At 59.9% G+C, this 14088-nt stretch carries 14 protein-coding genes and 1 other annotated feature; of the genes, 3 read left to right on the top strand and 11 right to left on the bottom strand.

All coding sequences use genetic code 11. The features are described from left to right. The first annotated feature begins 128 nt into the window (after window positions 1–128). Window positions 129–185 (top strand) — a sequence feature (sul1 is cis-regulatory element that is thought to sense ions involved in sulfur or methionine metabolism; They are found in Alphaproteobacteria). 63 nt (window positions 186–248) lie between these two features. Together OF122_RS05050 and OF122_RS05045 are read left to right on the top strand one after the other, a co-directional pair. Beyond that, complete coding sequence (locus OF122_RS05050; protein ID WP_264226722.1) at window positions 249–1733, top strand: SulP family inorganic anion transporter; 1485 nt, start codon at window positions 249–251, stop codon at window positions 1731–1733. A gap of 11 nt (window positions 1734–1744) precedes the next feature. Next, a complete protein-coding gene (locus OF122_RS05045) occupies window positions 1745–2596 on the top strand; it encodes a universal stress protein (RefSeq protein ID WP_264226721.1) in 852 nt (283 codons plus the stop codon). A 31-nt stretch (window positions 2597–2627) separates the two neighbouring features. On the opposite strand, the gene OF122_RS05040 is transcribed toward OF122_RS05045, so the two are convergent. The 3 genes from OF122_RS05040 to istA form a co-directional block, all read right to left on the bottom strand. Continuing rightward, window positions 2628–3347, bottom strand: coding sequence for a polyamine aminopropyltransferase (locus OF122_RS05040; protein WP_264226720.1), 720 nt, complete (start codon window positions 3345–3347; stop codon window positions 2628–2630). Window positions 3348–3767: 420 nt separating this feature from the next. Next, the gene (gene istB, locus OF122_RS05035) at window positions 3768–4559 is read right to left on the bottom strand and encodes an IS21-like element helper ATPase IstB (RefSeq protein ID WP_264224549.1); all 792 of its coding nucleotides are present in this window, start codon (window positions 4557–4559) and stop codon (window positions 3768–3770) included. Next, window positions 4549–6075: an IS21 family transposase gene (gene istA, locus OF122_RS05030; RefSeq protein ID WP_264224548.1), complete on the bottom strand. Its 1527-nt coding sequence runs from the start codon at window positions 6073–6075 to the stop codon at window positions 4549–4551. Before istA ends, istB begins: the two co-directional genes overlap by 11 nt. A gap of 176 nt (window positions 6076–6251) precedes the next feature. Between istA and OF122_RS05025 the strand changes: the two genes are divergently transcribed. Then, window positions 6252–6473: a GyrI-like domain-containing protein gene (locus tag OF122_RS05025; RefSeq protein ID WP_264226719.1), complete on the top strand. Its 222-nt coding sequence runs from the start codon at window positions 6252–6254 to the stop codon at window positions 6471–6473. A 180-nt stretch (window positions 6474–6653) separates the two neighbouring features. Here the strand turns inward: OF122_RS05025 and OF122_RS05020 are convergent, their stop codons facing one another. The 8 genes from OF122_RS05020 to OF122_RS04985 form a co-directional block, all read right to left on the bottom strand. Further along, the gene (locus tag OF122_RS05020; protein ID WP_264226718.1) at window positions 6654–7565 is read right to left on the bottom strand and encodes an agmatinase; all 912 of its coding nucleotides are present in this window, start codon (window positions 7563–7565) and stop codon (window positions 6654–6656) included. Between the two features lie 299 nt (window positions 7566–7864). After that, window positions 7865–8698: a substrate-binding periplasmic protein gene (locus OF122_RS05015; protein ID WP_264226717.1), complete on the bottom strand. Its 834-nt coding sequence runs from the start codon at window positions 8696–8698 to the stop codon at window positions 7865–7867. Next, window positions 8698–9510 (bottom strand): ABC transporter permease, encoded by an 813-nt coding sequence (locus tag OF122_RS05010; RefSeq protein WP_264226716.1) that lies wholly within the window; start codon window positions 9508–9510, stop codon window positions 8698–8700. The genes OF122_RS05015 and OF122_RS05010 overlap by 1 nt, the downstream gene beginning before the upstream one ends. 9 nt (window positions 9511–9519) lie before the next feature. Continuing rightward, entirely contained in the window at window positions 9520–10344 is an 825-nt protein-coding gene (locus OF122_RS05005; RefSeq protein ID WP_264226714.1) for an ABC transporter ATP-binding protein, read from the bottom strand. A 29-nt stretch (window positions 10345–10373) separates the two neighbouring features. Further along, a complete protein-coding gene (locus tag OF122_RS05000) occupies window positions 10374–11408 on the bottom strand; it encodes an ABC transporter substrate-binding protein (protein WP_264226713.1) in 1035 nt (344 codons plus the stop codon). Window positions 11409–11428: 20 nt separating this feature from the next. Then, the gene (locus OF122_RS04995; RefSeq protein ID WP_264226712.1) at window positions 11429–12223 is read right to left on the bottom strand and encodes an ABC transporter permease; all 795 of its coding nucleotides are present in this window, start codon (window positions 12221–12223) and stop codon (window positions 11429–11431) included. Next, window positions 12220–13185 (bottom strand): ABC transporter ATP-binding protein, encoded by a 966-nt coding sequence (locus OF122_RS04990; protein WP_264226711.1) that lies wholly within the window; start codon window positions 13183–13185, stop codon window positions 12220–12222. Before OF122_RS04990 ends, OF122_RS04995 begins: the two co-directional genes overlap by 4 nt. A 160-nt stretch (window positions 13186–13345) precedes the next feature. Then, a complete protein-coding gene (locus OF122_RS04985) occupies window positions 13346–13954 on the bottom strand; it encodes a zinc metalloprotease (protein ID WP_264226710.1) in 609 nt (202 codons plus the stop codon). Between the last annotated feature and the right edge of the window lie 134 nt (window positions 13955–14088).

The raw sequence follows: 14088 nt of genomic DNA, 5'->3' as shown, positions 1-14088 counted from the left end.
GGGCATCAAGAAACGCGGAAAGGTGGGCCATTAACGCACTAGAATGTACTTTTTGGCAATTATTCGCTGTGCTCATGGCTGCTATGACTTGCATTGAGAGCCGTTTGCCGTCAAAGAATGTGGCGTAAATTGGACTCGGCGGAAACGTTGAGTGGCTTCTCCGGGCGCCTATCCCCCGGCAACCAGCACCCAGACCCCTGAATGCGCCATAATGGCGCCGTCGCCTGCCTGTTGGAAACTATCCTCATATGAACTTCATCACCGCGTACAAGCGCGAGTGGTTCGGCAATATCCGCGGCGATGCCATTGCTGGCATCGTCGTAGCGCTGGCCCTCATTCCTGAAGCAATCGCTTTCTCCATTATCGCCGGTGTCGACCCCAAGGTCGGCCTCTATGCGTCATTCTCCATCGCCGTGCTTATCGCCTTCGTCGGCGGACGTCCGGGCATGATTTCAGCGGCCACCGCGGCCACTGCCGTCTTGATGGTCACGCTGGTTCGCGACCACGGCCTTGAATATCTATTGGCTGCTACCGTCCTGGCAGGGTTACTTCAGATCGGCGCCGGACTCCTAAAACTGGGCGCTGTCATGCGGTTCGTCTCCCGCTCTGTGATGACCGGCTTTGTAAACGCATTGGCCATTCTGATTTTCATGGCGCAATTGCCCGAATTGACCAATGTGAGCTGGCTGACCTACGTCATGGTCGCTGGTGGGCTGGCCATCATTTACCTCTTTCCTTACGTGACCAAAGCCATTCCATCGCCACTGGTCTGCATCGTGGTATTGACGGCGCTGGCCATGGCTTTGGGCATGGATTTGCGGACGGTCGGCGATATGGGGGCATTGCCCGATACCCTGCCGGTTTTCCTTATCCCCCAGATCCCGCTCACCTTTGAAACCCTGATGATCATTCTCCCCTACTCGGCCGCGATTGCCGTTGTGGGGCTTCTGGAATCGCTGATGACAGCCCAGATCGTGGACGACCTTACCGATACCAAATCGGATAAGAACCAGGAGTGTGTTGGTCAGGGCATTGCCAACACGGCCACCGGATTTGTTGGCGGCATGGCCGGTTGTGCAATGATTGGGCAGTCGATGATCAATGTGAAGTCCGGAGGTCGCGGCCGACTCTCATGCTTTCTGGCGGGCGTCTATCTGTTGTTCATGGTGCTGGTGCTCGATGATCTCGTGACCCAGATTCCCATGGCTGCCCTCGTCGCGGTCATGATCATGGTCTCGATCGGGACTTTCTCCTGGAGCTCGATCAAGAACCTCACCACGCATCCCAAGAGTTCGTCCATTGTGATGCTCGCAACGGTCGTGACCGTGGTTTACACCCACAACCTCGCCATCGGCGTGCTTGTGGGCGTAATGCTCTCAGGTGTCTTCTTTGCCTGGAAGATCTCGCAGATCTTCCGTGTGACTTCTACGGTGACAGAGGATGGACGTCACAGAACGTATGTGGTCGAGGGCCAGATCTTTTTTGCCTCGGCGGAAGAGTTCGCAGGCGCGTTTGACTTCAAGGAAGTGCTTGAAAAAGTCACTATCGATGTCGGCCGCTCCCACATCTGGGACATTTCGAGCGTGCAGGCGCTTGATATGATTATCCTCAAATTCCGCAGGGAGGGGGCCGAAGTTGAGATCCTGGGGATGAACGAAGCCAGTGAAACCATCGTCGACAGACTTGCAATCCACGACAAGCCGGGCGCTCTTGAAAAGCTGATGGGGCACTAAGGGAGGAACACATGACCAAGATCATAACGCTGCTGGATGGCTCCGATTACACAAAGAGCGTCCTCGACCACACGGCCTGGGCCGCGCTGAAAACGGGGGCTAGCGTCGATGTGGTCCACGTCATTGGGCGACGCCAGAGCGATACGCCGATGGACTGGAGCGGGAGCCTCGAACTTGGCGTTCGCAGCCATCTGCTGCACGAACTTGCCGAGCACGATGCGCAAAAGGCGCGCCTGGCCCAGGAACGTGGCAAGCTGATCGTCGACGCGGGAGTACAACACCTCCTGTCGGCGGGCGTTATCGAGGCCAGAGCCCGGCTGCAAAGGGGGGACGTTGTTGAAGTCCTCAAGGAACTCGAGGCCGAAGCCGACCTCATCGTTCTTGGCAAGCGCGGCGAGGCGGCAGACTTCGCCAAGATGCACCTGGGGTCGAACCTCGAGCGGGTCGCTCGGGTCAGCAAGAAGCCGGTCATGGTGGCGTCCCGCGCCTTCAATCCGGTCAATGCCTTCATGATCGCTTACGATGGTGGTTCAAGCGCCGACAAAGCCGTCGAACACATCGCACACGGTAAACTTTTTCCGGGAACGCCGTGCCATCTGGTCATGGCTGGAGCCGATACCGAGCAGGCACGCTCACGGCTCGAAAGTGCCAGTCGAAAATTGACGGAAGCCGGTTTCCAGACCGAGACGTCTCTGATCCCGGGTGAAGCCGAGAAGGTAATTTCGGAATACGTCAAGGCCCATGATATTGGCTTGCTCGTGATGGGTGCCTATGGCCACTCGCGTATCCGCAACTTCATTATCGGCTCGACGACCACCGAGATGATCCGTTCGGTCTTGATCCCGGTCATGCTGTTTCGCTGATGGGTTGCGGCTCGACAGACCTCGCACATCCTCAAGTCGAGGCTTGGGCCAGATAAATGGTCTGCGTTACCCTGTTGCCCTGCAGCGGGTTGTCGAACGTCACGGGTTCGGCCCAGGCAGTCGAGAACACTTCCGAAAGCCTGTCGGTAAACCGCGCATCCGGCCGGTCATTGGACCAGAGGCCAAAGATGCCACCGGGTTTTAGGTGGCGCGCCAAACCAGCAAGGCCCTCGGGGCGATAGAAGCTGGTGCTGCGGCTGTCCAGAAGTGCATCGGGAGAGTGATCGATGTCGACGAGTATCGCGTCGAACCGGCGACCCAGCCTCTGCAGATCAAATCCTTTCCCTGGACCGGCCAACGCAAAGAAATCTCCCTCCACGAACCGGCAGCGCCTGTCCGCGCTCAGCTGCGCCCCAAGCGGCAGCAGTCCTTCCTCGTGCCACTCAATGACCGGGACGAGAAATTCCACCACCAGAAGCTCATTGATGCGGGGATCGTCCAGCACCGCCTGTGCAGTATATCCAAGTCCAAGGCCGCCGACGACCACATCGAGGCTGGCACCCTTGCTTGCGGCAACCCCCAATGTCCCCAGGGCGATCTCGGAGGCAGTGAACAGACTGGACATCAGGTGTTCTTCGCCGAGCTTGATCTCCACGATATCGGTGTTGGTCACCAGCTCGCGGCGCCTTCGCAAGCTGATCGGTCCAATGGGCGTGGGTCGATAGTCGAGTTCTTCAAACAGTTTGCTCATAAGCGCACCTTACCGGATCGAAGGGCAATTGCTATCGGCCGTTATTTGCCGGGTTTGTAAGTCTGTCGGCAAAGTCTGGACGTTGCCATTGCGCGCCCAGGCGTTCGGCCGTTATGGTCGCCCGATTCCTTTCCGACCGCTCACCTTCCGGTTACGCCTAGCTTCCCATGTCCCTGACAGCTCCCTCGCCCCCCTTGCGTGACCTGACGCGCAACCAAGTCCGCTGGATCGCCGGCGGCTACATTTCGATGTTCTCGTCACTTGCGGGCCAGACGCTCTTTATCGCTCTTTTCGGGGCTGCGATTCGAGCTGAATTTACCCTCACCTCGGGGCAATACGGGCTGTGTTGATTTCTGCTGAGAAGTGACCCGGTATTTTCACCGAGAATTGACCCGCCTCATGGATATGATTTGGGATTGGTCAGGTGGTCAAGCCGGGTGTTTTCTCCTTTTTGGTTTTGACGGTTTGGGCCGAGCTGTTTTTGAACCGGAAGCTGTCGTTTCCGGTCTCGAGGATATGGCAGTGATGGGTCAGCCGGTCGAGCAGCGCGGTCGTCATCTTGGCGTCGCCGAATACGCTGGCCCATTCGGCAAAGCTGAGATTGGTGGTGATGATGACGCTGGTGCGCTCATAGAGCTTGCTCAGCAGATGGAAGAGCAATGCTCCTCCTGAAGCGCTGAAGGGCAAATATCCGAGCTCATCAAGGATCACCAGATCGGAATGGATGAGCCGGTTGGCGATCTGCCCGGCCTTGCCCTGGGCCTTTTCCTGCTCCAGCGCATTGACCAGTTCGACGGTCGAAAAGAAGCGAACCCGCTTGCGGTGATGCTCGATGGCCTGAATGCCCAGTGCCGTGGCGATGTGGGTCTTGCCGGTTCCCGGCCCGCCCACCAACACCACGTTGTCGGCCTTGTCGATAAAGGCGCCGGCATGAAGCTGGCGCACCAGGGCCTCATTGATCTCGCTACTGGCAAAATCAAAGCCAGCCAAGTCCTTGTAGGTTGGAAAGCGCGCCACCTTGAGCTGATAGGCAATGGATCGCGTCTCTCTTTCAGCCATCTCGGCCTTGAGCAATTGTGAGAGGATCGGAACGGCCGATTCAAAGGCCGGAGATCCCTGTTCGGTGAGTTCGCTGATTGCCTGGGCCATGCCTGCCATCTTGAGGCTCTTGAGCATGATGATCAGGGCCGCGCTTGCCGGATCATGACGCATGGCGCACCTCCTTGTCCGCGCGCAGGGTATCGTAGCGCTCGACATTGGCCTGCGGTTCCTTGCCCAGCACAAGGGCCTGCGGTGCCCTGACTGGCGGCACCGTTCCCGGCTTGCCATCGATCAGCCTGTGCAACAGGTTGAGGATATGGGTCTTGGTGGGCACCCCGGCCTCCAGCGCCATCTCGACCGCGGCCAGCACCGCCTGTTCGTCGTGATGGAGAACCAGAGCCAGGATCTCGACCATCTCACGATCGCCACCGGGTTTGCCCAGAAGGTGGCGCTGAAGTTGCCGGAATCCATCGGGCATGTCGGCAAAGGGTGCACCATTGCGCAGGGCACCGGGCTTGCGCTGGATCACCGCCAGATAATGGCGCCAGTCATAAACGGTGTGACCCTGCCCATGATGCCGCTCGATAATCCTCTTGTGCTCGCAGATCGCCTGGCCTTCAGCGACAACGACAATGCGGTCCGGATAGACCCTGACGCTGACCGGTCTGTTGGCGAACGAGGCCGGAACGCTATAGCGAACGCGCTCGAGGTGAACCAGGCAGGTGGGCGAGACCCGTTTGGTATGTTCGATGAACCCGTCAAAGGCCCGCGGCACGGTCATCAGATACGGCGTCTCGATGCACCAGGAATTGGCAACCGAACCCGGTTCCGCGCCATGAGCAATCTCTTCCCATAGAGCCACACAGCGCTGCTCGAGCCAGACGTTCAACTCATCGAGCGAGTTTGCACGTGGCAAGGGCTGGAAAAGCCGGTGCCGCATATCGAGCACGTTCTTTTCCACCATACCCTTTTCCCAACCGGCAGCGGGATTGCAGAACTCGGGCTCGAACAGGAAGTGGCTGGCCATGGCCGAGAACCGGGCATTGACCTGACGTGCCTTGCCACGGCCAACCTTGTCCACGGCCGTCCTCATGTTGTCATAAATGCCCCGGCGCGGGACGCCGCCCAGAACTCGGAAGGCATGGTTGTGGGCATCAAACAGCATCTCGTGGGTCTGGAGCAGATAGGCCCGCACAATAAAGGCCCGGCTGTAGCAGAGCTTGGTATGGGCGACCTGGAGCTTGATCCGCTCGCCCCCGATCAGTGCCCAATCCTCGCTCCAGTCAAACTGGAAAGCTTCGCCAGGCTCAAAAACAAGAGGAACGAAAACGCCCCTGCCGCTCACATTCTGCTCGCGCTGGCGTTCCTCTTTCCATCGACGGGCAAAGGCCGCCACACGACCATAAGAGCCTTCGAAACCGAGGCTCACCAGATCAGCATGGATCTGCTTGATGGTGCGCCGCTGCTTGCGCGGCTTGCGGCTCTCGGCCTTCAGCCAGCCTGACAGCTTCTCGGCAAAAGCATCGATCTTGCTTGGCCGATCTGGAACCTGGAACTTCGGCTCAACCGTATCGGTCCGAAGGTATTTGCGAATGGTATTCCGGGACAGGCCCGTGCGCCGCGCAATCTCCCGGATCGATAAACCGTCCCGGAAATGCCAGCGCCGGATAACGCTCAAAAACGCCATGTCCAACACTCCTAAATCTCCCGCCCAAAACGAGCAGGATAGCGTTCAAACATGGGTCACTTCTCAGTGGAAAAATCTCCCTGAACCGGGTCACTTCTCAGCGGAAATCAACAGACGGCGTCTATCGCGAGCTTGTTGGATACCTGGCAGCCAAGACAACCGAAGTTCCTGCCGGAATGGTCAGTTTTTCCATCCCTCCGGGACGGTACCTCCGCATCATCCATGACGGCCCGCTCGAGGCCATCCCGGATCAGTATGCGCGCCTCTACGCCCATGCCGCGGCGCATGGCCTGAAGGCCACTGACTTCAAGCTGGATTTCGGCTACAGCCTCGGACTTCCTCCAGGCCGGCACGAGCTGCATGTTGCGCTCGCTTCGGAGCAGCCCAGGCTGTCATGATCTTCAGCCTGGCAAACTCAGAAGCCCCGCGCCGGATCTTCTTCCACCGGCACAGGGGCAGGCTCCAGCTTGAGCGCCAGTTTGCGCCTTGTAGAGGGTGCGCGCCGGCTGCGTGGCAGCTTTCGCAAGCTGGTCACGGCAACCTGCCTCTCCGCCAACCACCCCGTAGATGCCAGTTGGCTAGCACTGCCGGACGATGGCACCGATCATGTTGACGAGGATACGCGAAGCGGTGAGAGCCGACAGCCCATCGAGATCGGCTGGCGGCAGTAACTCAACCAGGTCCATGCCGACGATGCGTCCTCGTGCCGTGGCTCCGGCAATCAGATCAATTGTTTGGGTGTAGCTGAGTCCGCCGGGCGTTCGTGCGGCTACACCGGGCATGATGGAAGGATCGAGTCCATCACAATCTAAAGTTATAACGATCCGAGCCCCGTCTGGAAGATGGCGCAGTGCGGCCTCGACGCCTTGGCTATGGATTTCGCGGGCGGTGACGATCTTGCTGCCATATGAAATTGCCGCGTCGAGCTCTGCCTTCGTGGCACTGCCCACACTCCTCATGCCAACCTGCACTATGCCGGCAACATGAGGCATTTCGCTTGCTCGCCGCATCGGGCTGGAAAAGCCGTACCGTTCGCCCTGCAGTTCATCACGCCAATCGATGTGGGCGTCGATCTGGAGGATCCAGATCGGCCCCCGGTCTGCAAAAGCCGCGAGAAACGGGATTGGCACTGAATCATTGCCTCCAATCAGAATCGGGACGGCAGATTGGGCGAGAACCTCTCGGGTCTTTTGCTCGATCCGGGCGCGGTTTCCGATGCTGTCACCTATCACCGTTTCAACATTTCCCCAGTCTGCACAGGCAATGGGGCCGTCATCGAACAAGGGGCCGCCAAGATCGAAATCCCAATGCTCCACCAGGGCCGCATCTTCTTGGCTGGCAGCTCGGATGGCATCAGCGGCCAGCGCATGCCCGCTGCTGCTCTGATCAGGATAGGCGCTACAATGCTCGACGCCTAAAACCGCGATGCGACGGTGATCCTGCGCCTGAAGTTGGTTTGGTAGATTAAGAAAGGTTTTGAAAGGTGCCATGGAGTTGAGCTCGTTTGGTGCTGATAGCAGCTTAACGCGTCAAGGCACCAGAACCGACCCTCTTCCTCCCGCCTCTTCGCGGATGTGGGCTAAGCGTCAGCTGCACGAAGCAGTCATTCGTTGTGAACAAACGACCGCTCCAGAACATATTTCGGGCCGTTCAGCCAGCAGCAATGCATCCTCGATATCCACGCCGAGATAGCCAAGGTTGGACGCCCCGAGGGCATCTCTGTGCTATGGTAGAGGTGTTGAAGACCGCTGAGGGAGGGAGATGGTGCTGGAATGCTCCTGTGCCTGCCTTACTTGGATGAAGAAACGGCTTCGCTCTTCAGATTATATCGCGCTGCGATGACGGCCAATGTTCCGTCTGCGCGGATGTTGGCGATCGTGGATTGCACAGCGCGCTTGAGCGTCAGATCGCCTTTCCAGAACCCCATGCCCAGCGGAATGCGTTCGAGGGGTGGACCGAGGACGGTGATGGCGAGGTTGGTGTTGGAAAAAGTGGTGCTGGCCAGCAGGGCTTCGGTGATCGCCGCATCGTAATCGCCGGCCTCCAGGCGGGCGCGCAGGGTGGCGGCGTCGTTGACGATGGTCGCGGTGATGGCGCGCTGGCGCAGATACTGGCCCAGCCCGATCCGGTCGAGACCCGTGAGGCCGGCCAGAAAGCCCACCGGGCTTTGCACGGTCTCGATGGTGGTGCCGGGCGGTGCGATCAGGGCCCATCCGGTCACGAGATGCGGGTCGGTGGTGTCGAGGAACGAACGCGTCGTCGAATTGACCGCGATGCCTCCGGCCAGGACCTGGCACTGGGCACGGGTGATGCGCCAGCTGCGTGGATTGAAATCGCGCCCCATCGACGCGTTGGAGACGATGTTGAGCCGCCAGCCAAGCCGTTCGGTGATTTCCTGGAGCAATTCGACCTCAAAGCCGGGCCTGTCCGCTTTGCCGGTCACAAGCGGCGGGTAGAGGGGCGGCATGCACACATTGAGCCGACCGAGCCTGTCGACCTCGTAGCGCGCGCTGTCGGGCGGCAAGAAGCTCACGGCAAACAGCAGCGCAAAGCAGAGCGCCAGAGGGGCCATGTCGAACAGCCAATGGCTCTTGCGTGGCCTTTTGTGAGCGGGAGCCGACATCAGACTTTCCGGAATTCCCACATGGCCAGAAGGAACAGGCCGACGGCCATGATGCCAACCACCTGAAAACCGAGAGCTGGATCGAACTGATTGAACTTGATCAGGATGCCGCGCATCGCATCGACGGCATAGGTCAGGGGGTTGTGCTCGACGATGATGACCAGCCATTCGGGGTAGGTCACCAGCGTCTGGGCGCGGGTCAGTGCCGGATCGAGCGGGAAGACGGAACTGGCGGTGAAATAGAGCGGCAGGATCACGGCATTGGAGAATACCCCGAAGCTCTCGAACCCACGCACGTAATTGGCAATGACGATGCCGAAGGCGGTCAACCCGAACGCCAGGGCGAACATCAGCCCGATAGCTGCAAAGATCGTCTCCCAGGTCAGGGTGACGCCGACGAAGCGCGCGACGACCAGCACCATGCAGCCATGGATGACGGCGGTCGTGGCGCCGCCCAGGACCTTGCCCAGAAGGATCATGTTGCGTGACATGGGTGAGACCAGAACCTCGCGCAAAAACCCGAACTCGCGGTCCCAGATCAGCGAGACCGCAGACTGGATGGAGGTGTAAAGAATGTTGAGGACGATGACGGCGGGGAAGATGAACTGGAGATAGGTGTAGGGCACCACGAACCGCACTTCGCCATACACTTCGCCCCGGAAATAGGGGTTGAGACCGATGCCCAGGATCAGCACCCACAGCAGGGGCCGACTGACGCCGCCGATCAGTTGTCCCTTGTCGCGCAGCGAGCGTTTGACCTCGCGCAGCCAGATGGCATAGACGCCGACCAATTGTCCCCACATGGCGGTCATCGGGAGCTCCTATTCGTTGAGATTACGGCCGAAGAATTCAGAGGCGGGGTCGGTGAGCACAAGGTCGCGGATACGGTTCCACAAATAGGACCTCTGTTCGAGGAACCGCGGATCAGCGCGCATTTCGACGGTGAGCCGTGGTCGCGGCAGATCGACCCTGATGGTTTCGAGCACCGTTCCGGCGCCCATCACCACGATGGTATCGGCCAGCACGAGCGCCTCATCGACGCTGTGGGTGACAAAAACGACGGTGGGGGTGAGCCGCCGCCAGATGGAGAGCAATTCGCCCTGCATCAGTTCGCGCGTTTGCGCGTCGAGGCTTGCGAAGGGTTCGTCCATCAGGAGCACGCGCGGTTCTCCCGCCAGCGCGCGCGCCAGGGCCACGCGCTGCTTCATGCCGCCCGAAAGCTGGGCCGGATAGGCCTTGGCCGAGCGCGACAACCCGACGAGATCGAGATAATGCCGGGCCCGTTCGGCGCGCTCGGCCCTGGAGAGGTCGAGGCTTTCCAAAGCGAATTCGATATTGGCCTGCGCATTGGCCCATGGGATCAGGCGGAAGGCCTGAAAGACAAAGCCCATATCGGGTCCAGGTTCGGGCGGCCGACCATCGATCCGGATCGATCCGGCATCGGGAACGATCAGGCCGTTGGCCAGCCGCAGGATTGTGGTCTTTCCGCATCCCGAGGGGCCGATCAGGGCAACAAATTCGCGTTCGGCGATGTCGAGCGAAACGCCATCGATCGCCGTGTTGACCGACCCGTCCGGCTGGACGAAGCGTTTGTGGACATCTGCGAATGTGAGCAGGGTCTTTGACGCCTGCGGCTTTGGTGCCACGCGGTCACCTCCCGGGAAATGGACGACGCTCATCGATCGGCGGGGTCCATGGTATCGTCAGTGCCCAATTCGGCCAGAACGGCATCAACAGGCCCGAAATCGACCCAGTCTTCGAGCGCCAGAGGCTCGAAATCGGTGAAGTCTTCGGTCTCATACAGCCAGTCGCTGGTAAAGCTCAGTTCCTCAACGCTCATGCCGCCATTGACGCTCCAGCTGCCAACAAAGGACTGCGCAAGCATCTCGAGCACTTCGGGGCTGACGTCGGGGCGAACCTCCATCATCGCGTCGACCCACATCTGGGGGTTTTCTGCGAAGTCGCGCGAGAGCCTGGTCAGAGCCCGGATCACAGCTTCAACGTCCTCGCGCCGCTCGGTCAGAACCTCGCCGGTGACGGCATTGACCTTGTTGATCACAGGCGCGCCCTCATAATAGGCGTCCTGATCGATCAGAACATGCAGACCCTGAGTGTCGGGCAGTTCGCTCCACACGCCGATCGACATGGTCGTGGCATCGACCTGCCCGGCCAGGAGCGCCTGGGCGCGGATATCGGGCTGGCCGAGCGAGACGATTTCGGAATCATCGATTGAAACGCCCTGGCTCGACAGCACCAATGTCGAAAGCGAGTGGTCGAGACTTCCCACCCGTCCAACACCAAAGCTGCGGCCGGCAAGATCGGCAGGCGTTGCGATATCGTCCTTGGAGGCGATGAGGAACGGCAACGATTTGTTGGGCGAGGTCACCGCGCGGAAATCGGTAGCGCCATTGTGGATCACCTGCAAAAGCGCATCGACACCGATATTGGCCATTTCGCCCTCGCCCGATTGCAGCGCGGCGATGGCCGAGGGGGTCTGCTGAACGCGAACGAGTTCGACATCGACGCCTTCGGCTTCGAAATAGCCCAGCTCTGCGGCCAGATCCATTACGGAATTGGGAACAAGCGGCGGCTCGAGGTGGGTCAGGATCAGGCGGAAGGGCTCGCTCGATTGCGCCAGCCCGGCGCCGGTCATCAGGGCCAGGCTCGCGACCGATCCGGCCAGAGCCAGCATCATTGATTTGGTGGTCATTTACTCTCTCCCTTGGATGTTTAGCGCCGCCATCTGGCAAGGCGCAGTTCGACGAAACGCAGCCCCTCGGTCACGACGACCCCGATGGCTGCGAGCGAAAGGACGATGACGAAGTACTCCGCCATCCTGAACGTGTTGCCATAGATGGCCAGAAGCCCGCCCAGACCACGCACGGCGGTATAAAGCTCGGCGACCACGGTATTGATGAGACCGATCGTAGCGCCAAGGCGCAGGCCGACAATGACATAAGGCACGGCGCCGGGTAGCACGATACGGGTAAAGATCCGAAGTCGCCCAGCGCCGACCGAGCGGGCCATTTCGACAAGCTCGGGATCGGACTGGCGCACGCCGGCATAGGTGTTGATCAGAATGGGCATTACGGCGCCAAGAAAGACGATGAACACCTTGGCTTCCGAGCCCAGTCCGAGCAGTACGATGATAAGGGGAATGAACGCGACGCGGGGGGTGGCCGAAAGCGCATAGACATAGATCTCGAGCGTCCGGCCAAGCAGGTTGAACGCGCCCATGGCGACCCCGAGCGGGATGGCACACAGGATCGCAAGGCCATAGCCCGAAAGATAGACCGACAGGGAATCGACAAAAGCGGTCTGCAGGCGCCCCTCCTGCAGCAGCCCGCCTGCCGCCTGCAGCGTTGCCCAGGGCGAGGGGATGATGTTGCGCGCCACATTGACCGACGCGATCCACCACAGAACGATCAGCATGGCGAGAAACCCGATCCGGGTTGCCGCAACCAGCCATGGGCCCGGGTCTTCGCCCGGTTGAATGGCCATGTCTTTGGGCGGGGGCTGGCTCATGGGTGCCCCCGCGTCTTGCCGACGGCAGGCGGCGCCTCGCGCAGGTCGCGACCGGTGAGTGACAGGAACACGCTTTCAAGGCTCGGCTGATCGACCGAGACCTGGCGCAATCGGGTTCCGAATTCGGCCAGCAGAGCATCGGCGCTGCCGGCGTCTTCTGCCCTGATCAGCAACTGACCTTCGGCCCCTTCCACGGTGCCGGGATATCGCGCGACAAGAGCTGCATGGGCGTCAGGCGTGCGGGGCGTCACGCGAAACAGGCTCGTGCCATGCGCTGCCTTGAGCGTTTCCGGCGTGCCGGTCACCAAAATCCTGCCATGATCGATGATGCAGATCGTATCGCAGGTATCGACCTCCTCGATATAGTGGGTTGTCACGATGATGGAGAGATTCTGGCTGGCCCGCAGCTGTTCGAGATAGGACCAGATCTTGGCACGCGACTGTGTGTCGAGACCGATGGTGGGCTCATCGAGAAACAATATTCTGGGCTCGTGCATCAGGCCGCGTGCGATCTCGAGGCGTCGCCGCATACCCGAAGAGAGGGTTCTCACCACCGCATCGCGCCAGTCGGAAAGTTCAACCAGCGCAAGCATCTCATCGATGCGCCGGCGCCGGTCAGCCCGGTTCATCTGATAGACCATGCCGTGGAAATTAAGGTTCTCATAAACCGAAAGGCGCGTATCCAGCGTTGCCTCCTGGAACACAACACCCAACCGCTTGCGGGCCTGCAAGGGGTGCCTGACGACATCGATACCGGTTATCTCGGCCCGTCCGCCATCGGGCCTGCTGATCGTGCACAAAATATCGATCAGGCTCGACTTTCCCGCACCATTGGGGCCAAGCAAGGCAAATGTCTCGCCCTGCCGCACCGACAAAGACACATCATCAAGCGCCAGAACACGACCAAAGCGCTTGGATACGCTTTCAACCAAAATCGCGGGCGTGCCGGCAGTCCGGCTCATAAGATCACTCCCTCGGCAGAGCTACAGGTTCCAAACCCCTCAAAAGCCGATAGGCCCAACGACGCCGAGCCGCCACGTGTAATGACGCCGAACGCTTGCAAGGCGCAATGCGGCCGGACAAGGACAGAGGCAAAGGCGGCGAACGCTTGCAACACCAGGATCAACCTCGTCCCAATGTACTGGCCCATCCGCCAAACGGCGTGTTAGACAGACTCCCGTAACTGAAAATGACCAGCGCTGAGAGGGCGAATGAAACAAAGGAATGTCGCTTAACCAGCCAGTCGTGGGTAGCCGGGGCAATAGCCTGAACAAGATAGCCGCCGAGAAGCGGCGGGACGGGAATGGCGTTGGCGGCAAGCGTCCATCCAGCCGTATCGCCAATAGCTCGCAGAGTAGCAGTTGCAAAGCTCGCACTGCTGGTGGGCCACGATGTGGCGACCCACGGCTGAAGAACGCCGGCAACGCGACCGAGAAAAAAGAGCGCGGTCATAGCGCCAATCGCGGCCAGCACCGGAGCCACGCGGTGACCACGACATTCCAACGGATCGATGTTTACGGGGCGAAGCCAGCCTATGCGCCCGGCAACGCCGGCCACCAGAGCAAAGATGTCTATATGGGTTAGCGGGTTAAGCGAAAGCTTGCCGTCGTGGATCATGCCCTTGTCGCCCAAGAGCCGCGCAAATCCAGCCAGGCTAAAGCCCATCACCGCCAATACGATGATAATTGCAATGAGGCGCGAAAGGATTTGCAGAAAACTCAAATCCAACATGATGGACCCTCTCGGCTCGCCGCCCGTCCGATACCGGCAGCATGGATCGATCTGGAACCGCCAGTTTTCGCCCGGCCATCAAATGCGAACGTTCGATCTGTCATGCTCGCGTCGACTCTGTTTCAGCAATCACC

This window comes from Pelagibacterium flavum (assembly GCF_025854335.1).
Classification (GTDB): domain Bacteria; phylum Pseudomonadota; class Alphaproteobacteria; order Rhizobiales; family Devosiaceae; genus Pelagibacterium; species Pelagibacterium flavum.
The sequence above is the reverse complement of the archived record's forward strand: the minus strand, read 5'-3'. Positions and strand labels throughout refer to the sequence as shown.